This is a genomic window from Candidatus Delongbacteria bacterium, from assembly GCA_020634015.1.
Classification (GTDB): domain Bacteria; phylum CAIWAD01; class CAIWAD01; order CAIWAD01; family CAIWAD01; genus JACKCN01.
In genome coordinates this window covers 76806-99187 of the sequence record JACKCN010000004.1, presented here as the reverse complement: position 1 = coordinate 99187, position 22382 = coordinate 76806, and the positions used below count along the sequence as shown (strand labels likewise).

13 protein-coding genes are annotated in these 22382 nt (G+C 66.1%); 10 read left to right on the top strand and 3 right to left on the bottom strand.

What is annotated here, in order from left to right; genetic code table 11:
- The first annotated feature begins 62 nt into the window (after nucleotides 1-62).
- From H6678_09075 to H6678_09030, 10 genes are all read left to right on the top strand, one after another.
- A complete protein-coding gene (locus H6678_09075; protein MCB9473949.1) occupies nucleotides 63-2660 on the top strand; it encodes a hypothetical protein in 2598 nt (865 codons plus the stop codon).
- Nucleotides 2629-3558 (top strand): NHL repeat-containing protein, encoded by a 930-nt coding sequence (locus tag H6678_09070; GenBank protein MCB9473948.1) that lies wholly within the window; start codon nucleotides 2629-2631, stop codon nucleotides 3556-3558. The genes H6678_09075 and H6678_09070 overlap by 32 nt, the downstream gene beginning before the upstream one ends.
- A complete protein-coding gene (locus H6678_09065; protein ID MCB9473947.1) occupies nucleotides 3555-4610 on the top strand; it encodes a hypothetical protein in 1056 nt (351 codons plus the stop codon). Before H6678_09070 ends, H6678_09065 begins: the two co-directional genes overlap by 4 nt.
- Nucleotides 4607-6391: a hypothetical protein gene (locus tag H6678_09060; GenBank protein MCB9473946.1), complete on the top strand. Its 1785-nt coding sequence runs from the start codon at nucleotides 4607-4609 to the stop codon at nucleotides 6389-6391. Before H6678_09065 ends, H6678_09060 begins: the two co-directional genes overlap by 4 nt.
- 30 nt (nucleotides 6392-6421) lie before the next feature.
- Nucleotides 6422-8101 carry a hypothetical protein gene (locus H6678_09055; protein ID MCB9473945.1) on the top strand — a complete coding sequence of 560 codons (1680 nt, stop codon included), beginning with the start codon at nucleotides 6422-6424 and terminating at the stop codon, nucleotides 8099-8101.
- A 202-nt stretch (nucleotides 8102-8303) separates the two neighbouring features.
- Nucleotides 8304-10934 carry a S8 family serine peptidase gene (locus H6678_09050; GenBank protein MCB9473944.1) on the top strand — a complete coding sequence of 877 codons (2631 nt, stop codon included), beginning with the start codon at nucleotides 8304-8306 and terminating at the stop codon, nucleotides 10932-10934.
- Nucleotides 10935-11013: 79 nt separating this feature from the next.
- The gene (locus tag H6678_09045; GenBank protein MCB9473943.1) at nucleotides 11014-12015 is read left to right on the top strand and encodes a hypothetical protein; all 1002 of its coding nucleotides are present in this window, start codon (nucleotides 11014-11016) and stop codon (nucleotides 12013-12015) included.
- A 7-nt stretch (nucleotides 12016-12022) separates the two neighbouring features.
- Complete coding sequence (locus tag H6678_09040; protein ID MCB9473942.1) at nucleotides 12023-14623, top strand: TonB-dependent receptor; 2601 nt, start codon at nucleotides 12023-12025, stop codon at nucleotides 14621-14623.
- Between the two features lies 1 nt (nucleotide 14624).
- Complete coding sequence (locus H6678_09035; protein ID MCB9473941.1) at nucleotides 14625-17591, top strand: hypothetical protein; 2967 nt, start codon at nucleotides 14625-14627, stop codon at nucleotides 17589-17591.
- Between the two features lie 10 nt (nucleotides 17592-17601).
- Entirely contained in the window at nucleotides 17602-18597 is a 996-nt protein-coding gene (locus H6678_09030) for a PorV/PorQ family protein (GenBank protein MCB9473940.1), read from the top strand.
- Nucleotides 18598-18903: 306 nt separating this feature from the next.
- Here the strand turns inward: H6678_09030 and mdh are convergent, their stop codons facing one another.
- The 3 genes from mdh to H6678_09015 all read right to left on the bottom strand — a co-directional run bounded on the left by mdh (nucleotide 18904) and on the right by H6678_09015 (nucleotide 22380).
- Nucleotides 18904-19845 carry a malate dehydrogenase gene (mdh, locus tag H6678_09025; protein MCB9473939.1) on the bottom strand — a complete coding sequence of 314 codons (942 nt, stop codon included), beginning with the start codon at nucleotides 19843-19845 and terminating at the stop codon, nucleotides 18904-18906.
- Nucleotides 19846-19960: 115 nt separating this feature from the next.
- Nucleotides 19961-21505, bottom strand: coding sequence for a ribonuclease Y (rny, locus tag H6678_09020; GenBank protein ID MCB9473938.1), 1545 nt, complete (start codon nucleotides 21503-21505; stop codon nucleotides 19961-19963).
- Nucleotides 21502-22380 carry a PHP domain-containing protein gene (locus H6678_09015; GenBank protein ID MCB9473937.1) on the bottom strand — a complete coding sequence of 293 codons (879 nt, stop codon included), beginning with the start codon at nucleotides 22378-22380 and terminating at the stop codon, nucleotides 21502-21504. The genes rny and H6678_09015 overlap by 4 nt, the downstream gene beginning before the upstream one ends.
- Nucleotides 22381-22382 lie beyond the last annotated feature (2 nt).

Genomic DNA, 22382 nt, shown 5'->3' with positions numbered 1-22382 from the left:
GGACCCCGGTGTTTCAAACGGACACGATCGCCTTCCCGGGCGAGCAACCAGGACCGACCCTCATGAACCTCCTGCCTTTCCCTGTCCGCGTCGTGATCGTTGGACTGTTGTTGTGTCTGGGGCTGACCGCCCGAGCGAACATGGACCCGGAAAACTGCCTCTCCTGCCACGGCCTGCAGGGGTTCGCCACCATGGACGCCGACGGTGAAGTCCACGGGTTCATGATCGACGCGGACAAGTGGGCCGACACGGTGCACGGGCGCCTGGCCTGCAGCCAGTGTCACACTGACGTGGACCAGATTCCCCATACCTGGCCGGTGGCCGAGGTCACCTGCACCATCGCCTGCCACCTGATTGACCCCTACACGGGCAACGATTTCAGCCATCGGGCCATGGGCGACGCACTGGCGAAGAGTGTGCACGGGGCCGACCGCGAATCGAAGCACGCCGACCGCAAGCCCGTCTGCAAGGACTGTCACACCAACGTCAGCTACCGGAGCGAACTGGCTCCCGCGCTGCGGAAGGTTGAGAACAAGTGCATGTCCTGTCACGACGGGTTCAATGATCTGGACCAGAGTCTGCGGCACATGTCACTGCATCTGGGAGCCGACGAGTACTGGCACCAGAAGCAGAACTACGAGACCTGCGTGCGCTGCCACAAGGAGAACGAACTGCTGCCCGACAGCCTGCAGGCCCTGCTGGAAGACGACATGGTCACCAGTTTCCTGCGCTCGTTCCATGGCCGGGGCTACCAGATGGGCGACAGGCGCAGCCCGGTCTGCAGCAATTGCCACGGGGATCACAACATACTGCCGATGGAAGATCCCGCCTCGATGATCCATCCTTCAAACCGTCAACAGACCTGTTCCACCATGGGGTGTCACGAAGGGGCCAGCCTGGCGTTCGCCACCGAAGGCTCGATGCATGACCTGTATGCAGGCTGGAAGGCCAATCTGCTGGTCTGGATCAAGCGGATCTACATCATGCTGATCTTCGGCACAATCGGGGGCATGCTGCTGCACAACCTGCTGGAGCTTCTGGCGCACCGCCGTCATCAGGCTCATCTGCCCAAGCCGCCCGAAGGCGCGCGCAAGGTCAAGACCGGCAAGGTCTTCCTGCGCATGACGCGCAACGAGCGGATCTCGCACATCGTGATGTTCGTCTGTTTCACCCTGCTGGCGATCACGGGAGGGCTGCTCTGGCTGCCCGTGGAGTACATCAATCCCATGGGAACCGTGGACCGCACCCTGTTGCTGGAGATCCGCGCCTGGAGCCATCGCATCGCCGCCGTGCTGATGACGCTGGTGAGTCTGTACCACATCGGCTACACCCTGCTGACCCGCCGCGGACGCGAACTGCTCACCGGCTTGCTGCCACGGCCCCGGGACATCGTGCAGACCTGGCAACAGGTCCTCTGGCTGCTGGGTCTGCGCAAGGACCCGGTCCGCTTCGGCTTTTTCAACTACGGCGAAAAGATGGAGTACTGGAGTTTCGCCTGGGGGACCATCGTGATGAGTGCCACCGGACTGATCCTCTGGGCCGAGCATCTGGGGCCGAAGTACATTGTCGACATCGCGCGCCTGGTGCATTCGATGGAAGCCATTCTGGCCGTCTGCGCCATCGTGGTCTGGCATTTCTGGAATGTGCACTGGAAGCCGGGTCGCTGGCCGATGAGCGAAGTCTGGATCACGGGACGCATCGATCGTGAACAGATGGAAGAAGAGCATGGTGCGGTCCTCGATTTCATCGAGACCGGCGAAATGCCCTGGGCCTGCCCGGTGTCCAACCTGGTGGAAGAGGATCAGAAGCCGCACAACCGCAAGGATGACGGCATCCGCAAGCCCGTGCTGCGTGTGCTGGGCTACTCGATGGTCGCACTGACCATGCTCTCCTGCCTGGTGATGGCCTGGAGCTTCACCAAGTTCCTGCGCGGCACCGAGAATGACCCGGGACCCAACCGCCCCAACCATGATGCGCTGGTGGTGAAACAGGATCTGCGGATTCTGCCCGGTGATCCTTCCTACACCCTGGCCGTGGCCGCCGAGGATCCCGACTGGCAGCACGAGCATTTCCACGTGCCCCAGTCTCTGCTGCATGTGGATGAAGATCTGCGCCGCAGCGAATGCACCCTGTGCCACGCCGGTCTGGCCCATACCCAGGACCGTTCCGTGCGGGCCGCGCTGAACATGCACAGCCGCTACATGGCCTGCGAGGTCTGTCACAGTCCACTGGAAGGAATGGGCGAGAGCCGCGTGATCTGGGCTGACCTGCGGCGTGATCCGGTGGGCGACCCCGGCACTCCCTATGGCCTGGACCGCCACCCGCTGCAGACCCAGGAGAATTTCACCAGTTTCCTCGTGCTTGAACAGAACGGCAAGTCGCTGTTCCAGGATCAGGGAAGCGAACGGGCGAAACAATACCTTGCCGTGCGCGACGAGTTGACCCCGGAGCGCAAGGAAGCCTTCACCAAGGACTTCCATGACACGGTCGCCCCCCTCAGTGAGCGCAGTCTGAGTTGCGATGATTGCCATTCCCGCGAAGGCTGGCTGGACTTCCGCAGCCTGGGCTTCAGCGAAGAACGTGTGAACCAACTGGAAACCGAATCCAAGGCCGCGAGTGTGACCAAGTATGAATCGTTCTACCTGCCGCTGGATCACTAGCCTGCTGCTGTTGCTGGCAGTGCAGCTGTCCGCCTCCGGGTTGCGGGAAATCCGCATCACCCAGAGCTGGAGCGCCAGCATGAGCTACCCCACCGACCTGGCCCTTGATTCTCAAGGGCGGGCCTGGGTCGTGGATGGCCTCAATCGACGCCTGCTGGTGTTCAGTGCCGGCCTGGAAACCCCGCGCGAGATCGCTCTGCCCACGGTGGGCAAGGCCCTGGGGATCGACATCGCGGACGACCGGGTCTGGCTGACCGACACGGCGGGGCCACGCCTGTTGGTCCTGGATCTCGAGGGACATCTGCAGCGCGAGATCACGCTGCCGCCCGATTGTGATCCGGTGGATGTGCTTGCCACGCCCCGTGGTGTGGTGATTGCCGACAACGACAACCAGCGCCTGCTGATGCTGGATGGGCAGGACCGCCTGGTCCGCACCATCGGCAATGGCGGAGGCAAGGCGGAATCCCTGGTGCCGATCTCCGAGGCCCACCCGCCCGAATGCCGCACGGGCAATCGCCCCGCGGAGTTCTCCTTCCCGGGAATCCTGGCGCGCCTCGAAAAGGATTTCATGGTGGTGGACGTGCTGGGAGGACGAATCCAGGTCTTTCAGCCCGATGGCAGCCTGTCTCACATCTATGGCATGTTCGGTGCCGATGGCGAGTCGCTCTTCCGGCCCAAGGGAGTCTGTGGATGCCGCGTCGACGGAGGAGTCTGGATCACCGACAGTTACACCGGACTGATTCACGGGTACGACGACTACGGCAAGCGTCAGGAATCGCTGGCTCTGGACGGAGCCCCATGGCGACTGGAAGGCCCGACCGCCATATCCTGTTGCGGCGAGGGAATCTGGGTGGTGGACTGCCGTGCGGGCAAGCTGTACCGGAGCGTGCTCAAATGACATGCGGACACCCCTACGGATCACGCCTGCTGACCGCCGGTCGCGCCATTGGCCTGCTGCTGGGGCTGGGCTGGCTGGCAGGTTGTGCTCCGCTGCTGAAGCAGGGTCGCGAAACAGGTTCCGGGTCCGCCCGGCCCGCCGTGCTGGCTCACGCCGACACCGTGTACGTGGCCCTGGGCACACCCGTGGCGCAGCCTGCCCATGAGGGGCTGGAACGCGTGCTGCGCGTGGTGGGCGGGTCGCCAGAAGCGCAACGACTGGCTGCTCCCCGGGCACTCTGCGCCGATTCTCCCGGCACCGGGTTCTGGCTCAGCCGCGAGCAGGGGCATGGAGTGGAGTATTGGCAGCCCGAGGCGGCGGGGGCCTGGAGCATGAGTTCCGTGCTGTCCGATCTGGACGCCCCATCGCTGGTGGCAGCGTCTCCCGACGGCCTGCGGCTGGCTCTGGCCTGGCCGAGCCCGCCCCGGTTCCTGCTGTGCGCTCACGATGGCTCGGACCGGCGAGACCCTGCACTGAGTGAGATCCGCGCACGGATCGCCGCGCTGGAGTTCATGGATGACGGCAGCCTGCTGCTTGCCGATGCGGGCGGTGCCCTCCTGCACTACAACACGGAGGGCGTGCTGCAACGCCGCGTGGAACAGGTCGGGGGAGTCCCCCTGCATGGTCCGCTGGATCTCTGCCGCGATGACATGGGCGGAGTCTGGCTGCTGGATGGCCTGGCCGGCTGCGTGTGGCACCTTGATGGGCAACTGGCCAGCCGAACCGCCGAGCCTGTGATTTCTCGTCTGCGCCTGCCGCGCAGTCTGACTCTCGATGACGATGGCCACCTGCTGCTGAGCGTGGCCGGCGAGATGGGCCTGCGCGTCCATGATGCCAAGGGCATGCTGGTGTACCACATTCCGGCCCGACTGGCGGGCCCGGCACCGCGACTGGTGCGAGCTCTGGGCAACGACCGGCTCTGTGTGGAGAACCCCGACGGCCTGCGTCTGCTGGGATACCGTCCCGCAGACCGCGCCGCCGGTTGGGAGACGAGCCGGGAGGTGCAGCCATGATCCGCCCCCTTCCTCTGGTCACACTGGCGCTGAGCTGTCTGCTGCTGTGCACCCAACCGGGACACGCGGGGGATCCTGATCTGGCCACACGTCTGCGCCTGCGTCCGAGCGTGATCCCTGCCAGTGCGCTGCAGTTTGGTGGCAGCTTCTCCTGGCGCAGCACCCTGAGCAATCCCGGTGCCGACGCGCCTCGCTCCGGGGCCGGCTTCGAGGATCAGCGCCTGCTGCTGCACAGCGGTCGCCTGCTGGTGGGAGCACGCACGGCGAACACCGGGGCGCGCCTGCGCTGGGGCCTGCAACTGGGCGGTACCCTGGCCGAAAACAGTCTGTACTCGCAGCGGATTCTGACTCCCGAAGCACGTCTGAAACTGGATTGGCGCCAAAGCTCCACTCTGGACCTGAGCCTGTTCAGTCGTCATGGCTGGACCGAAGCCAACCGCTTCATGGCCGACAGTACCCGCCGCCGCGACTGGATCACGGGCATCGGTCTGGACTGGCGCAGCGAATGGCTGGGTCAGGTGGATCTGCGCGCGGGCAACCGGCGTTCCTGGGTGGAAGGAGAGGCCGAAGACACGCGCTTCCTGCGCGGGGAACTGCGCGCCACCCTGCCCGGAGACATGCGCCTGCGAGCTTTCGGCGAAAGCATGGGCTACGGACTGCAGGATTCGCTGGATTTTGATCTGGCCCGCAACCAGGTGGGTGTTCAGCTTTCCGGCGCGCTGCCCTGGCAGGGGCGGCAACACGGCGAACTGCAGCGCACCTGGCGGGAAGGCCGTGTACGCTGGCTGGTCTCCGAAGGGCTGAGCCTGCGTCCGTTGCCCGATCACCTTTTCGAGGCCCGCTACAGCAGCGATTGGGGCGAGTGGCAGGATCAGGACCTGTTCCGTCGCGACTGGCGTGCTGCCTGGAACTGGAGCCCCCGCGCTTTCTGGGGTCTGCGCCTGCTGGGCGAAGGATCCTGGACCCAGATCGACCAGGAAGACGTGGATCACGAGCGCGCGGTGCTGGTCGGACCCTGGCTGCACAGCCGTCCGCTGGAACGTTTCCGCTTGCTCACGGGTCCTCTGGCGGCCATGTCCGCCCTGCAGGTGGATGGGTCACTGGACGCTGGACTGAAACAGAGTGCGCGCTGGGGAGACGGCGTGGACGTGCAGCTGCGCGATGCGGTAGAGCTTCCCGTTCAGCTGCACCCATTGTACACCCTGCGTGTCGAGCAGCGTCTGAGTGCCGAATGGCTCATGCTGCAGGACGGGGACGAGCTGGCCGCACTGGGGCGCCCGCTGGCCACCGAGACACCCCATGAGGTGGATTCCCGCCTGGCGCTGGGAGGCGAAAGCGGCCCGGTACTGGTGCAGGGCCTGCGCCTGGGGCACCGCCACAGCTGGCAACGCCATCTGGGCAGCGAGATCGTCTTTCCGCTGGACAGCCTGCGCAATACGCTGCAACACGAAATCTGGGCACGCCAGACCATGGGCGGTCAGCAACTGCGGCTGAGCCTGAGTCACATCCGCCACACCCAGCAGATCGCGGAGCGCGCCATTGAGTATCGCTGCGCTCTTGGCTGGCAGGCGATCGCCGGGCGGATGCTGCGCGGCGGAGGCGATCTGGTATGGCGCCCCGAACGCGGAGCGTTGAGCGAGCGGATGTGGCTGCGCCTGCATGGCGAACTGCACTGGCGCCAGCTTGAGGGACGCCTGCAGGGCGAGTTCAGCGGCGATCCCGCCGATCTTGGCCAGCGGGACACGCGCTTCTGGTTGCAACTGACACGAAATCTCTGGTAAACCATGCGGCACTCCGGGCACCCTTCGCACATGCTTTCTGACTTGAACCCCAAGCGGGCAACAGCAGCCGCGGGCCCACGTCCGTGGCGCGGACTGCTGGTCCTTGTGACACTGCTGGGGCTGACCTCCGGGGCCATCGCCGCAGATTCCCGCGCTGCGGCGCTGTCGATTCTGAGCGAACGCGCGGCCGCCGGACTCGATGGCAGCCCGCACGATTTCCGCTATCCCGGGCCGCTCTCCGCGGGGGGCGAACTGCAACCTGCCTGCGCCGTGTGCCATCGTGATCCCGGACTGGATGCTCCCGGCCCGCGCTGGCAGCGCGACGCGGTGGGCGCCCTGGACAACGGCCTGGGCGGTGCCGCGCTCTGCATGGCCTGCCATGACGACCGCATCGCCTCCGGTTTCGGTCCCGCGGAACTGTGCACGGCCGCGACTCCCTTCGCGCTCGAAGAACGCTCCGGCGATGGGGGGGCGCTCAGTGCCCACCGTTTCGCCTGGCCCGAGAACGGTCTGGACCGTGCGGGCAACCCGCTGCAGGTCCCGGTGGATCTGGTCCTGGCCGGTTCCCCCGAAGCCGGTCGCGGCGTGGATTGTCTCACCTGCCACAACCCGCATGACAATTCCCGCGGGCAGTTTCTGCGCATGCACACCGAAGAGGGTGCCCTTTGCCTGCAGTGTCATGCGTTCAAGGGCTGGTTCCTGTCGGCACACGGCAATCCCCTCGAGGAGGTCAATCCCGTCCTGCGGGACAGAGCCTGCGAAGCCTGCCACGACCTGCACGCCAGTCCGGCCCGCCCCGCACTGCTGAAGGCCTCGGAAAGCACACTCTGTCTTTCCTGCCACGACGGTCGCAGCGATTGCGAGCAGGAAAGCGCCGCCCGTTTTGACCTGCGCCCCGAATTCGAGAAGCCATACCGCCACCCGATCGGCTTCGATGGCTCGGCCGTGGCCCGTGCCGACGAGGATGGCCTGATCGGTTTCTTCGCCGGCAGCGGCGAACGCTCGCTGGTGAGCTGCAGCGACTGCCACAATCCCCACGAAGCCCTGCGTGATCCAGGCGACTGGAATGGCCTGCCTGCGGCCCTCGTGGGTGCCAGCGGGGTCGATCCGCTGGGCATGGAGCGGCGGCGTGCACTCAGCGAAGCGGACGTCTGTCTCAAGTGCCACGGTTTCAGCGGCGAGCTTCCGGTGGGCAATCGGGCCGTCGACGAGGACTTCTCGCTGCGCAACGCCAGTTTCCACCCGGTCCTCGGTCTGGCCACTCCCGCTCTGGGCGTTCCCAGTCTCAAACCGGAGGTCTCACGCCTGCAACAGATGACCTGCGGCGACTGCCATGGCAATGACGACCCGGCGGGCCCCCGCGGTCCTCACGGATCGCAGTATGCCGGGTTGCTGCGCGCTCCCTGGACGGATTCGCCCTGGAGCGAGGGCCGCAGCGACGAGAACGCCCTCTGTTTCCGCTGTCACGATGCGGGTGTGCTGGCCAGTGGGTCCTGGCGTTGGCATACCCTGCATGCCAGCGCTGGCTACTCCTGCGCCGCCTGCCACGATCCCCACGGCAGCCGCGAACTGCCCGGCCTGCTGGCACTCAAGCAGCGCCCGTGGGTTCAGGCCCTCGATGGTGTGCTGGAGGTCCAGGCCCAATCCCTGAGCCAGGGCAACTGCACCCTGACCTGCCACGGTCACGAGCATCGCAGCTCGGCCTGGTAAGAAGCTCTTGAACCGTTCTGGAACGGGGGGCTTCCGCAGGGAAGGCCCCCGTCCTTTTTTGCGACCTGCGGGCGCGCGGCACCCACGGAGCCCCGCCTTGAGCCAGCCGGTTCTTCTGGCTGCCTCTTCTGTTGTTTTTTCGTGACATTGGCGGCCATTGCCAACACCAGATTCAAGCCGTCGTTATCCTCTGGAGACATTCATGCCCGCAGCCTCCCCGTCCCGGCCGCTCCCCGGTCGGACCGTGCTTGTCATTGCATTCCTGTTCCTGCTGATCCAAAGCCCCGCGGTGGCGGCGCAAGTTCCCGTGGTCCCGGGGCACTTCTACCTGGATCCTGTACCGGGCCTGAGCGGGCTGGACGCCCGTGATTGCCAGCAGCGGCTGGATCAGGCGGGCCTGGGGCTGCACGTGCAGGCCATGCGCCCACTGGGCACGCACATCGACTTCGCCCGCCACGGACACGGGGTGGACCTCTCGCGCCTGGTCCGGCTGGAACTGGATCCTGTGGACGGTGATGCATTCACGCTGGCCGACGAACTGGCCGCGCTGCCCTGGGTCGGCCGCTGCGAGCCGGTGTTCGCACGGCCGGTCAGTGGCTGGCACCCCGATGACCCGGGTCTGACGGCCCAGTGGCATCTCGACGCCGTGGACGCGGTGGGTGCCTGGCAGATCCGCACGGGCAATGCCTCGGTCAAGGTGGCCATTCTCGACACGGGCACCGACATGGATCACGAGGACCTGATGGCCCATCTCTGGGTCAATCCCGGGGAAGACCTCAACGGCAATGGCGTGGCCGATCCCGAGGATGAGGACGGACTGGACAGCGACGGCAATGGCCTGATCGACGACCTGCGGGGCTGGGACTATGTGGATCTGAACGCCGCCAGCCTCTGGCCGGGCGAGGATGGTGCCCCCGCCGACAACTGGCCCGACGACTTCAACGGACACGGAACCCACTGCTCGGGCATTGCCGCGGCCGTGGGTGACAATGGCACGGGCGTGGCGGGGCTGGGATTCGGTTGTTCGATCCTGCCGATCCGCGTGGGATACCAGGCTCCCGATGGCCAGGGCTATGTGGGCTACAGCATCGAGGGACTGATGCTGGCCGCCGAGTACGACGCCGACGTGGTCAGCATGAGTTACGGCTCCACGGGCTTCAGCAGTTTCGAATCCGAACTGTTCTTCATGCTGGCCCAGAACGGCATGGTCTGCGTGGGCGCGGCCGGCAACGAGAATTCCACCGACGATTTCTACCCCGCCGCCTACTCCCAGGTGCTGGCCGTGGCGGCCACCCGTCAGGGCGACAGCCGGGCTTCCTATTCGAATCACGGCGACTGGGTTGATGTGGCTGCACCGGGCAGCCAGATTCTGGCCACCACCGTGGGCGGAGGATACGGCCGGCTCACGGGCACCAGCATGGCCTGTCCGCTGACCGCGGGTCTCTGCGGGCTGCTGAAGAGCGCGCATCCCGAATGGAATTTCAGCCAGGTGAAAGCCAGAATCCAGGCCACCTGTGATCCGGTCACCAGCGACGCCGCCACCATGGGTGCGGGCCGCATCAATGCGATGCGGGCCCTGGATCTGGTGCCCCGCGTGATCGCCGTGGACGTGGCCGACATGGGCCGCCGCCTGCGCCCCGGTGTGGACGAAACGGTCCAGTTCACGGTGCGCGTGCCCGGCGAAGATCCGCTGGGCAGCGCCGTGATCCATCTGTCCAGCGACGATCCCGAGCTGGTCCTGCTGGACAGCCAGGTGGAAGTGGGCATGCTCTTTCCCCAGCAGCAGGTCACCGTCAGCGGACACCTGCGTTACACGGGAACCACCGTGCGAACCCTGCACATGGCCCTGAGCCTGGTCGACGGCGACACCATCTGGAGCGGCGAGAGCCTGCTGGGCGCGGGCCAGGCCGCCACACTGCTGATCGACGCCGACCGCAGCGCGAACTGGGATGTGAGCCCCTGGCTGCGCCAGGCCTTCACCGATCTGGGCCAGCCCCTCGAAAGTTTCTCCTGCCGCCTGCCCGAAAGTCCGCTGCCCTCTCTGGGGCGTTTCGAGCAGATCGTGCTGATCACGGGCAGCGATCTGGAACCCGAGCTGGAGGGCGGCCCGCTGCCCGATGCGATGCTCGATTCATTGCTGGCCTACGCCGACAACGGCGGGCGCCTGCTGCTCAGTGGCCAGAATCTGGCCGATGCCCTGCCCGGATACTTCCTTGAAACCCGGGTCGGTGCCACGCGCAGTGGTCAGGCCGCCGCGGCCATCGTGCACGGTGTGAGCGGGGAGAGCACCGAGGGCATGCAGCTGCTGGTGATTGGTTCCGGCGGAGCCGAGAACCAGGAGGAGATGGACCAGTTCTTCGCCACCACGGCCCTGCCCGTGCTCAGCTGGTCCGCGACCGATCTCAACGACCTGGCCGGCGTGCGCAGCCCTGATGGTGCGATCACCGTGCTCGGGTTCGGACTGGAGGGTGTCAACGCGGACCCCGAGTGGGCCACCTCGCTGCCCTCCCTGCTGACGGCCCTGCTCGAGCTGGAGACCGGGCTGCCCGATGTGCGCCAGACGCTTCCCCGCGGCATGGAGCTGCTGGCCGCCTGGCCCAATCCCTTCAATCCGGAACTGGGCCTCAGCGTGCAGCTGCCCACGGCCTCCCGGGTCGAGCTGGCGGTCTGGGACCTGGGCGGCCGCCGGGTGGCCACCCTGCATCACGGCCCGCTGCCCGCCGGTCTGACCCGGTTGGCCTGGCGCCCGCAGCAGCAGGCCTCGGGAGTATACCTGGTGACTCTGGACGGCCCCTGGGGGCAACGTTGCCAGCGAGTCACATACCTCAAATGAAACCGGCCAGCATGGCCGAGGTCAGAGTTGTCCGTGTCTGCAGGAGCGTTCGGCTCGACTCGAAGGAAAGGGAGATTCCATGAAGACTGCACTGATCCTTTTGTCCGGACTTGTCGCACTGTCGGCCCCCTTGCGGGCACAGGTTCTGTATGAGGAGCACTTCGCCGGGGGCACGGCCGACCTCGGCTGGGTGAGTCACTGGGGCGAAGAGAGCAACATGGTCGTGGTGGATTTCGTCGTTGGCAATCCCTCGGGCGACGGTTTCGTGGGCAAGCTGGGCAACGATCTCTCCGGCGGCGGCGTGGGCTCGGTGTACATGCCCGCCGATGCCCTCGAGGACTACACGGTCAGTGCCCAGGTCCTGCTGGTGCCCGGCGAGGCCCACTATCGTGGTGTGATCGGCCGCAGCACGGGTGTGAGCGGCGAGACACCGTTCACCTTCTACAGTTTCGTGGCCCAGCTGGCCGATCCGGGCACGGGCGGCAACCGTTTCCGTCTGCGCAGCAATGGTCTGGGGCCCTTTCCGACCACCATCCGCGATTGGCCGGCCGCCGAGCTGGGTGCCCTCTATCCCACGACCGAAAGCTGGGTCAAAATGAGCCTGCGCATGGAAGGCAACCAGATCTGGTGTTACCTCAACGACACCCTGCTGCCCGGCTGTCCCTTCACCGATTCGAACATCACGGCGGGCGGTCCCGGTGTGTACTTCTGGAGCTTTGACAGCTTCGATCAGTTCCTGCGCTTCGACGACCTGATCGTGGAAGGCACGGGAACCGCTGTGGCGGCCGGGCCCGGCCTGCCCTCGGGCATCGAGCTGCTGCCCAATACGCCCAATCCCTTCAATCCTTCGACCTGGACCCGGTTCCGGCTGGACCATGCGGGCAGCGTGCGACTTGCCGTCTACAACCTTCAGGGCGCACTGGTGCGCGAGCTGAGCCACGAGCATTTCCCGGCGGGCGAGCACCGGGTGCTCTGGGATGGCCGGGGCGAACGCAACCAGGCACTGGCCAGCGGCACCTACCTGCTGAGCCTGGAAAGCGGGGGAGAGCGCAACACCCGCTCCGTGCTTCTGCTGAAGTGACTTCCCGATGAGACAGATGCTTGCCACCCGGCGGCCGGTGTCCGGCCCGGACCCGCGATGGGTCCGGGTCGGATTTTCCGTGCTCTGCTGCCTGCTGCTGGTCTCGCTGGCACACGCCGAGGGAGGAACGATCCGGGGCCGGATCACGGCCGGAGGCGAGGCGCTTGCCGGGGCCAATGTGCAGCTGCTGGACAGCCGCCAGGGCAGCGCCACCGATCTCGACGGACACTACCTGCTGCTGGCCGTGGCCCCGGGTGAACGTCGCCTGCGGATCAGCCATGTGGGCCTGGAAAGCCAGGAGCGCACACTCTTCGTGCGCAGTGGGACCAGCACCGTGCTGGACGTGGACCTGAGCCTGGCCGTGCTCAATGCCGACACCCTCGTGGTGCGCGCCCAACGCCCGCTCACTCCTCTTGATGCAACCTCGAGCCAACTGCTCATCGACCATCGCCGGCTGGAGGCCAGTCCCGTGCACGGGCTGGTGTCGCTGCTGGCCACCCAGGCGGGCGTGCATCTGGACGAGGACGGTGGCCTGCACATCCGCGGGGGGCGCCGGGGCGAGGTGTCGGTGATCCAGGATGGACTGGTGCTCGCGGATCCCGTGGATGGCGAATTCCTGACCGGACTCAACGAGGACCAGGTCAGCGAACTGGTGGTGGAATCGGGCAACTTCGGCGCCCGCTACGGAGATGCCCTCTCCGGAGTGGTGCGCATCTCCAGCCAGGAACTGGTACCCCGGCCCGAATTCGTGGTGCGGGTCCGCAGCGCCAGCCTGCTGAACTCGCCCTGGAGACACGCGGGTGCCTATGGTGTGCCCGAAACCGGAAGTTGGCGTGATGTGGAGCTGACGGACCGGGTGTCGACTCACATCGGGGCCTTTCGGCTGGCTCAACCCGGGCGCCTGCAACTGAAGGCGGCACTGCCCGCGAGCCTGATCGGGGCCGATCTGATTCTGACCGCGCTCAGCGAACTGGAAGATTCCCACCTGCCCCACGGCTACAGCAGCACGGGTGATCTGGGGCTGGGGCTGGGCCGTGAGCTGCCCGGTGGCGCACGCCTGCAACTGAACGCGGGGCGCCAGGAGGTGGAACGGCAGGGCTACAGCCACATGTGGAAGTACCTGCCCGAGAACCAGTCGCTCAGCCTGCGCGAGCGACGTCACGCCAGTCTGTCGTTGCGGCTGCCCCACGGCACCACAGCGGTCAGTCACTGGCGCCTCAGCCAGATTGACACACGGCGCCGCGTGGGCGTGCGTGCAGGCGACCAGTGGTTGCCGGTTTCCGCCTACCGCCAGCCGGCCAGCACCAGCCAACAGGATTTCTATGCCAGCGGCACCGAGCCGCGCTGGTCCACCCATCACACGGACAGGCTGGAAATCGCCGCGGACCTGGAATGGCGCCAGAGCCAGCTGCTGGCTTTCTCGACAGGCATTGAACTGCGCCGCAACCATTTCGAGCGCGAGCAATGGGAACTGGTCTTCGGCAACACCGAAAGCCCCGATCTGGCACACAGCCTGCACGAAACCATTTCCCGTGATCCACGCCAGGCAAGTCTCTGGCTGCAGCAGAAACTGGAACTGGACTGGCTGGTGCTGGACGCGGGCCTGCGCCTGGATGCCTTCGATCCCGTCGCCTCCGCCTGGGCCTCGCCAGAGGAGCTGTTTGACGCGCAAGGGCAGGAGAGCCCGCTTGAGGCCGTGGATCCCTGGCGCGTGCTTTCGCCGCGACTGGGGCTGGCCTTTCCGGTGGACGAGCGCACCGTGATGCATGCCAGCTACGGCAAGTTCGTCCAGTTCCCGGATTTTGATGCATTGTACACCAATCCGGAGCGCTCGCTGGACCTGGTCCGGGTGCCCCTGTTGGGCTACCCGGGACTGGCACCCCAGGAGACCGTGGCCTTCGAGCTGGGCTTCAAGCGCCGGGTACGCCCGGGAGCCACCTTCGAGCTGACCGCCTGGCACAAGGACATCCGGCACCTGATGTCCACCGTGCTGGCCCGCCAGTTCACACGCGAGTTCGTGGTGTACGCCAACACGGACAATGGCCAGGTCAGTGGGCTGGATCTGGCGACCCGCTTTCCGCTGACCCGTCACAGCAGGCTCTTTCTCGATTACACCATCATGACCGCGCGCGGCACCGGGTCCACCAAGCACGAAGGGTATGAGGCGATTCTGGCTGGTGGCGAGATCGACAGCGACGAATTCCCGCTGGATTTTGACCAGCGCCACGACATCAGTGCCGAGCTGGAACTGGATCTGGGGCACGATCTGAAAGCCAGCCTGTTGCTGGAAGCCGCCAGTGGATTGCCGTACACGCCGTATGTGAGCCCGGCCGTCGACCCACCACGGAACTCTGCCATACGCCCCTGGACGCGGCGTGCCGATGCCTCTTTGCGCTGGAGTCGCGCCGTGGGCAAGACCCGGCTGGCCCTGCGCCTGGATGCGGAGAACCTGTTGGACCGGCGCAATGTGGTGGAGGTGTTCGCCAGCACCGGGGATCCCTACGTGGACACCCAGGACCTGATCGGCAATACCGAGGATCTGAAACACAACCCATCCCACGTGAGCGCCCCGCGCTCGCTGCGGCTCGGGTTCGAACTGCGGTTCTGACATGCACCTGTTCCAGCGTTCCGTGCTACTGGCACTTCTGATGGGACTTCCCGCCCGGGCGGCCGTCGATTGCGCGGCGTGTCACGGCCAGGCGGGACTGCCGGCCCTGCCCTCCAAGGCCCGACACCCGGCCACCGCGTCGCTCGAAGACAATGGCGTGGCCCTGATGGATCGTGGACAACTGGGCAACTACGGCAGCAATTTCGGCGACATGGCCGACTTCCACGTCTGGAGCACCCAGGCTCTGCACTGGCCGGCCGAGGCCTCCGATGTGGTCCAGTACGGATTCGGGCTGGGGCTGTTCGTGGCCGCACGCGGGCAAGTGGTGGAAAGCACGGTCAATTCCACCGGTGGACTGCGCGACTGGAGCCCGCGCGAGGGCAGCCTGGGCAGTCTGTTCAGCGGCGACCTGCGGGCCGGCGACGACACGCCCTTCGTTGCGCACAGCCACCTGCCCGACACCTGGCCCGGACCCGAATGGCCGGGGCCCTGGGCCGAGGCCTACATCGTGCCCGGCCTGGGCAATCCGGACGTGCCCGTGGTGAGCACCCCGGGCCAGTTCACCAGCGATGCGGATTCCTGGTCGATCTTCGACGACCGCGACAATCCGCGCGGCAGCCTGGGCCTGGAAGTGAGCCAGGCCGGCTACAGTTACGGGCGCCCCTACGCCAGCGATCATCTGGTCTGGCGTTCCTGGATTCACAATCGCTCCGCGGTGGACCTGGATTCGGTCTGGGTGGGGTATTACGTGGTGTTCAGGCCCGACTTCGACAATCTGGACCGCATCGGTCTGGAGTCCACCCAGGATCACGGATTGCCAAGCGGGCGCCGCAATGACATCGTCAAGGTCTGGGACAGCAACAACCGCCTGGATGGAGTCTGGGCGGACGAGGACATTCCTCTCGGGGTGCCCGCGCTGGTGATGCTGGAAACTCCGCGCAACATGGGTGTGAGTGATTTTCACTGGTTTCCCGGGCAGCTCAAGCCCGATACCGAAAGCCTGCTGAACGCGGTGGTCACCAGCCAGCCTGAGACGCTGGATGCGGAACGGCGCGCGATCTACTTCCATGGCGCCGACCCGCGCATGGATGACACGGACACCACGCGCCAGCGTGAGCTTTTCGGCGATGGCGAGCGCCTGAACTTCGTGATCGCCAGCGGCCCCTTCACGCTGGCGGCCGGTGATTCGGTGGTCAGTACCTGTGCGGCCGTGCTGGGAGAAACCGGCGCTCTGGCCTGGCAGCCCGATTTTGACGATCTGGCTCACAACATCGCCGACCTCTGGAACAGCTACGTGAATTTCCGCTTCGGCGGCCCCGGGCCTCCACCGGCTCCCGAGCTGAGTGCCGCGCCGCTGCCCGCCGGCGTCCGTCTCTGGTGGAATCCGCTGCCCAGCGAGAACGCAGCCGATTTTCAGGGATACCGCCTGTTCCGCAGTGCCGACCGGGGCCGCAGTTGGGGCAACCGGATCACGGACGACCAGGGCCGCCCGGTGGGCTGGGTTCCCGTGGCCCAGTGGGACCGCGCAGATGGCATTCTGGGACGTGACCCATTGGGCTGGCTGAATCTGGGCGATGACAGCGGCCTCGTCCACACCTTCGAGGACACGGATCTGGTGCCGGGGCTGGAGTATTGGTACAGCCTGTGCGCCTATACCTCGGGTCAGGCCCCGGCCAATGGAGAAGACGGTCTGCCCAGTCAGCAGAACTCACTGGGATCGCCGCTGGACGGCAACGGCGTGTCCGTGACTCCGGGGGCCAGGGCCGCGGATCGTGTGCCCCTCACCGACACACGCCAGCAGCCCCTGCCCGAACATGACGCCCTTTGTGACGGGCTGGTCCTGGTGCAGGTCATGGACGAAGACAGCCTGCGCGACACCGAGTGGAGTCTGGTGTTTCACGAATCGGCCGACGGCGACAGCGTGCTGCGGTTCAGCCTGCTGGATCTTGAAACGGGAGACAGCCTGTTCGCCACTCAGCGGCTGGCCGCCGACGGCGCCACCATCCTGCCCGTGCGGGCGGGGTTCAGGCTGAGTCTCACGGATGCCCCCGCGGGGGTCCGCAGTCTGGGCTGGAACCCGGACAGTCCCACGACCTTCGATTGGTGGATGGAGTGGCGCAGTGGCCTGGTCAATGAATACGGCGAACATGTGGTGGGCGCCGACGACTGGCGCGTGCGCATCACGGAGCCCGGCGAAACCATCGCGCTGCCCTCGCATGCCCTGTTCTTCGGCTACCGTGATCCGGATCCTCTGCTGAGCCAGGTCCCGATCCGCGTGGAACGCCGACCCGTGGACAGTGATCAATGGCAGGATGTGAGCGCCTTCGCCGGCAGCGAGGATCTGCAGCTGGTCTTCGGGGGCTTGCCCCAACTGAGTCCGCTGGGCTGGGATCTGCTGCCCGGAGGAGCCGCCGGCAGCCGGGTGCGGGTCAACTACGAGACCTATGCCGATGCGCTGTACCTGACGGACAATCCCGACCCGGACACAGGCAGCCAGATCCTGATCAAGACCAACAATTTCGACTGGATCCTGGACGCAGCCGGCGATACCCTCCGGGGTGTCGCGCCCCGTGTGGGTGATGTGTTCACCGTGTTCACCACCAAACCCTTCAGGACGGGACTCGAGTATCGTTTCCGCACGGCAGCACCTGGACTCGCCTCCGCAGCCAGCGCCTTGCCGGCCGTGCGCGCGGTGCCCGATCCCTACCTCGCCGGCAGTCTGCTGGACACGGAGACCGGGGTGCACCGCCTCTACTTCGCGCCGATGCCGGGGCGGGCGACGCTGAGGATCTACACCGTCGCCGGTGATCTGGTGCGCGTGCTGGAACACGACGATCCCTCCTCGGACCGGCTGGACTGGGACCTGCGCAATGCCAGTGGTCAACACGTGGCCTTCGGTCTGTATCTGTTCCAGTTGGACGACCACCGCGGCCACGAACAGGCGGGACGATTCCTGGTGATCCGATGAAAGGCCGAGCATGAGCCTGAAGACTTCGATCCTGCTCGTGATGTGTCCGCTGGCCCTGGCCTCGGGATTCCAGCGCACGGGCACCACGGCGGCCCAGTTCCTGAAGCTGCCGGTGTCGGCGCGTGCGGCGGCCCTTGGAGATGCGGGCTTGGCCCTGTCATTGCCTGGAGAATCGATCTGGAGCGGTGCTGAAACTCTGCTGCTGAATCCGGCCGCACTGGCTGACAGCCGTGGTCCGCGAGTGGCCGTCTCGCAGCAGCGCCTGCTGGGTCAACTGGATCACGGGGTCGCTGCCTGGACGCGACCGCTCGGCGATCATTCGGCCTGGGGACTGGGCCTGAACTGGCTGAGTGTGGCCAATCAGGAGATCACCACCGAGACCGAGCCCAGCGGCACGGGTGCCGAGTACAGTTACGGCGATCTGGCGCTGTCCGTGGGCGGTGGCTGGCGTCTCAACGAGCGCCTGAGCGCCGGGCTGACCGGGCGTTACCTGCGCCAGAGTCTGCACAACGAGGAGGCCAGCGGACTGTCCGCGGACCTGTCGCTGCTGCTGGCACTTCCCTGGCGTGAGGCGCGGCTGGCGGTGGCGATCCAGAACTTCGGCACGCGCCTGCAGCTGGAGGGCGATGACCTGCTGCTGCCGGGCTCCAACCAGCAGCTGGCGACTCTCAGCACCCAGGATTTTGCCCAGCCGCTGATCTTCAAGCTGGCCATGGCGGGAGAACTCTGGCACGATGGGGGACAGCGCCTGGAGTGGAGCGCCCAGGCCGAGCATCCCAATGACAACCGGCGCCGCCTGGGGCTGGGGCTGGAGTACAGCCTGAAACAGCAGCTGGCCCTGCGCGTGGGCCGCCGCTTCCGCAGCGATCTGGAGAGCTGGTCGGCGGGCGTGGGTGTGCGCTCGGCCATCCCGGGCACTCCACTGACTGCAACCGTCGACGCCGCCTGGGTGGCCACCCGCTATTTCCAGGATCAGCGCCTGTTCTCGCTGGGAGTCACCTTCTGATCCACAGGCTTTGCCCGATCCGTGGATCAGCTGTGCTTGGTGTCCAATTTTCCTGACACTCCCGGCATGCGGCACTCAAGGTTGCTGGCGTCACGCCTGCTGCAAGGCCAGCATCCTCCGCTGGCGTCATGCCTGCTGCAAGGCCAGCATCCTCCGCTGGCCTCACGCCTGCTGCAAGGCCAGCCGCTGCAGCACCCTAAGGTGGATAGCCAGTGGACAAGTCCCCTCTGCTGTCACGAAATCCGGACAAAGGAAAAGCGCCACCGGAAGTCCGGTGGCGCCTGGGAAGTCAGACTGCAAACAGGATCACATGGCGTCCATCATGGTCTGCACGGCGGCCAGATTCTTGCGCACGGCGTCCACGCTGGCATCGAACTGAGCACGCTCGGTGGCGTCCAGCTTCAGTTCCAGCACCTGCTCGGCGCCATTCTTGCTGATCTTGAGCGGCACACCCATGTAGACGTCCTTGACGCCGTACTCGCCGGTGAGCCAGGCGGCGCTGGGCAGCACGCGATTCTGATTCAGGATCACGCTGGTGGCCATCTCCACCGCGGCGGCGCTGGGGGCGTAGAAGGCGCTGCCGGTCTTGAGGTAGCCCACGATCTCGGCACCGCCGTCGCGCGTGCGCTGCACGATCTGGGCGATCTGCTCGGCGGGCATCAGCTCGGGCAGGGGCACTCCACCGATCATGGTGTAACGGGGCATCGGCACCATGGTATCGCCATGGCCGCCCAGCACGAGGGCCTGCACGTCGCGCACGCTCACGTTCAGGGCTTCGGCGATGAAACTGCGATAGCGGGCCGTGTCCAGCACGCCGGCCATGCCGAAGACGCGCTGGGTCGGGAAGCCGCTGGCCTTGAGGGCCACATAGGTCATGGCGTCAAGGGGATTGGACACCACGATGATCACCGCATCGGGGCTCTGCTTGGCGGCCTGGGAGATGCAGGAGTGCACGATCTGGGTGTTCATCTTCAGCAGGTCGTCGCGGCTCATTCCGGGCTTGCGGGCCAGGCCGGCGGTCATGATGATCACATCGCTGCCGGCGGTGGCGGCGTAGTCGTTGCTGCCCACCACGCGGGTGTCGTAGCCTTCGATCGGGGCGGTTTCCCACAGGTCCAGAGCCTTGCCCTGGGGGATGCCTTCCAGAATGTCAATCAGCACGACCTGTTCGACGATGCCCTTCTCGGCGGCACGCTGGGCGGTGGTGGCGCCCACATTGCCGGCGCCGATCACGGTAATCTTGCTCATCCTCTGCCACTCCTTCTTGTCGGACCCGTCGGGCGGTGCCCAGAGGTTCCGGTCCGGTTGCCTTGAGATAACAGCTGAGACTGGCGAATGCCCGCCTCACGCGGCTTGATATTTGTCAGGAAGCCATGGCCATGCCGCGCGCCTCGCGGATCACGACCACCTTGATCGCCCCGGGGAATTCCATTTCCTCGCTGATCTTCTGGGCGATGTCGCTGGACAGCTTCTCGGCCGACGCATCATTCACCTTTTCGCTTTCCACGATCACGCGGATCTCGCGCCCCGCATACAGCGCATACACGCGGGATACCCCCGGGAAGCTGTCAGCAATGCCTTCGAGAGTTTCCACGCGCTTGGTGTAGCTGTCCACACTGTCGCGGCGGCTGCCGGGACGGGCGCTGGACAGGATGTCGGCCGCGGTCACCAGCTCGCTGATCGGGTCAATGGGCGGCGCCTCCTGGTGGTGAGCCATGATCGCGTTGATCACCACCGGATGCTCGCGCACCTTTCGGCAGATTTCCACCCCGATGGTCACGTGGCTCTTGTCGCTGCCGTTGGAATCGGCCTTGCCCACGTCGTGCAGCAGACCGGCCCGCTTGGCCAGCATCACATCCATGCCCAGCTCGGCGGCCAGGCCTCCGGCGATGCGTGCCACTTCGGCGCTGTGATCCAGCACATTCTGGCCATAGCTGGTGCGAAACTTGAGCCGGCCCAACATGCGCACCAGATCCGGGTGGACCTTCAGTTTCAGGTCGCGCAGCACCTTGTTGGCCGCGTCGCGCATCTGGTTGTCCACCTTGGCCTGGGCTTTCTTCACGGCGTCTTCCACCGTGCGCGGACTGAAGTTGCGGCTGCGAATCAGACTTTCCAGAGCCACGCGGGCCACTTCGCGCTTGACCGGGTCAAAGCTGGAAATCAGGATCGTGTCCGGTGTCTCGTCCACGATCATCTTGGTGCCCGTGATCAGTTCAAAGCTCTTGATGTTGCGCCCCTCGCGCCCGATCACCATGCCCTTGATCCGGTTGTTGGGCAGGCTGACTTCCTTGATCGTGGCCTCGGAGGTGGTCTCGGCCGCGTGCTTCTCGATGGCCGTGGTGATGATCTCGCGCGCCAGCCGACCGGCGTTCTCGCGGGCGTCGTTCTTCATCTCGGCGGCCAGGGCGGCGGCTTCCGATTCGTAGCGCTGGGCCGCCAGTTTCAGCAACTGCTGGCGCGCCTCTTCCATGTTCAACGAGGCGATGCTCTCGAGCCGGCGCTGCTGTTCTTCCACCAGCTCCTGGAGCTCCTTCTTCTTGGTCTTCTGCTCTTCTTCCTTGTGCTCCAGCATCTTCTCCTTCAGCTGGAGCTGCATTTCCAGTTCCTGGGCCACCTTGGCCTGAGCCCGGATCTCGGTCTCGCTGGCCTTCTGCTGGCGCTCGTGCTGGGTGATCTTGCGCTCGCGCTGCTTGAGCAGCTCCTTGCGCTTCTGCTCCTTGAGCGCCCATTCTTCGCGGGCCGCGTTGAGTGCGGCCTTCTTGAGGATTTCAGCTTCCTTGCGAGCCATTTCCAGTACATCCTTGCCCGAGCGCTGGCGCTGCTTCTCAAGGAAGATCAGCACACCCGCGCCCAGCAGGCAGCCGGCCACCAGGCCCACTCCCAGCCACAGCCAGATCGATTCGTTCATGGTGCTCCCGTGGTGCTCCTGGCACCGTGTGTCATGGCCGGAGCGGCATGGGCCGCGCGTGCGCGCTCGCCCAGTGGTCCGCCCAGGGACTCCAGCGTCATCTCCGGCCGCAGGTACGGTTCCCGCCGGTCCGGTCGCCCGTGATAGTCGCTTCCCGCCGTCTGGAAGCGTCCGTGGCTGGCCGCCAGCTGCGCCAGTCGGCGCGCGGTGGCCCTGGAATGGGAAGGGTGCAGGCACTCCAACCCGTCCACGCCCGCTTCGAGCAGCGAGGGCAGCGCCTCCGGCGGCAGGGTCTTGCCGGGGTGAGCGATCACGGACAGGCCGTCCTGTTCACGCACCCGCTGGATCACCTCCACCGTGGCCGGAGCCTCCTTGGGCAGCCAGGCCGGCGCGCCGTCTCCCAGCCAGAGCTCGAAGGCGGTGTTCAGATTCGTCACATACCCGGCCTTGATCATCAACCAGGCCAGGTGAGGTCGGCCCGCGTTGCCGTGAGCCAAGCGCTTCTCGAGTTCCGCCTCGGGCAGCGGACAGCCCTGTTCCGCCAGCAGCGTGGCCATGCCGCGAAAACGGCGCTCCCGGGCTGCGCGGATTTCGGCCAGCAGGGGACGGAAGATCGGGTCTTCCTCGTCCAGCCCATAGGCCAGCAGGTGGACTTCCTTCTCGCCCCAGGGGCCGCGATGCAGGGTGCTGATCTCCACCGCACTCAGCGTGGCCACGCCCAGACGGCGACAGGCCCTGCGAAAGAGGGGCACGCCTTCCAGTGTATCGTGATCGCTGAGCGCCGCCAGTTTCACTCCCGCGCGGGCAACCGTGTCGGCCAGCAGATGCACGGGAAGATGCCCATCGGAAAAGGTGGAATGCAGGTGCAGATCCACCC

Bases quoted from the DNA above. Each gene is read 5' to 3' on its own strand.
- H6678_09075 (MCB9473949.1), top strand. From the start codon at position 63: ATGAACCTCCTGCCTTTCCCTGTCCGCGTCGTGATCGTTGGACTGTTG.
- H6678_09070 (MCB9473948.1), top strand. From the start codon at position 2,629: ATGAATCGTTCTACCTGCCGCTGGATCACTAGCCTGCTGCTGTTGCTG.
- H6678_09065 (MCB9473947.1), top strand. From the start codon at position 3,555: ATGACATGCGGACACCCCTACGGATCACGCCTGCTGACCGCCGGTCGC.
- H6678_09060 (MCB9473946.1), top strand. From the start codon at position 4,607: ATGATCCGCCCCCTTCCTCTGGTCACACTGGCGCTGAGCTGTCTGCTG.
- H6678_09055 (MCB9473945.1), top strand. From the start codon at position 6,422: ATGCTTTCTGACTTGAACCCCAAGCGGGCAACAGCAGCCGCGGGCCCA.
- H6678_09050 (MCB9473944.1), top strand. From the start codon at position 8,304: ATGCCCGCAGCCTCCCCGTCCCGGCCGCTCCCCGGTCGGACCGTGCTT.
- H6678_09045 (MCB9473943.1), top strand. From the start codon at position 11,014: ATGAAGACTGCACTGATCCTTTTGTCCGGACTTGTCGCACTGTCGGCC.
- H6678_09040 (MCB9473942.1), top strand. From the start codon at position 12,023: ATGAGACAGATGCTTGCCACCCGGCGGCCGGTGTCCGGCCCGGACCCG.
- H6678_09035 (MCB9473941.1), top strand. From the start codon at position 14,625: ATGCACCTGTTCCAGCGTTCCGTGCTACTGGCACTTCTGATGGGACTT.
- H6678_09030 (MCB9473940.1), top strand. From the start codon at position 17,602: ATGAGCCTGAAGACTTCGATCCTGCTCGTGATGTGTCCGCTGGCCCTG.
- mdh (MCB9473939.1), bottom strand. From the start codon at position 19,845: ATGAGCAAGATTACCGTGATCGGCGCCGGCAATGTGGGCGCCACCACC.
- rny (MCB9473938.1), bottom strand. From the start codon at position 21,505: ATGAACGAATCGATCTGGCTGTGGCTGGGAGTGGGCCTGGTGGCCGGC.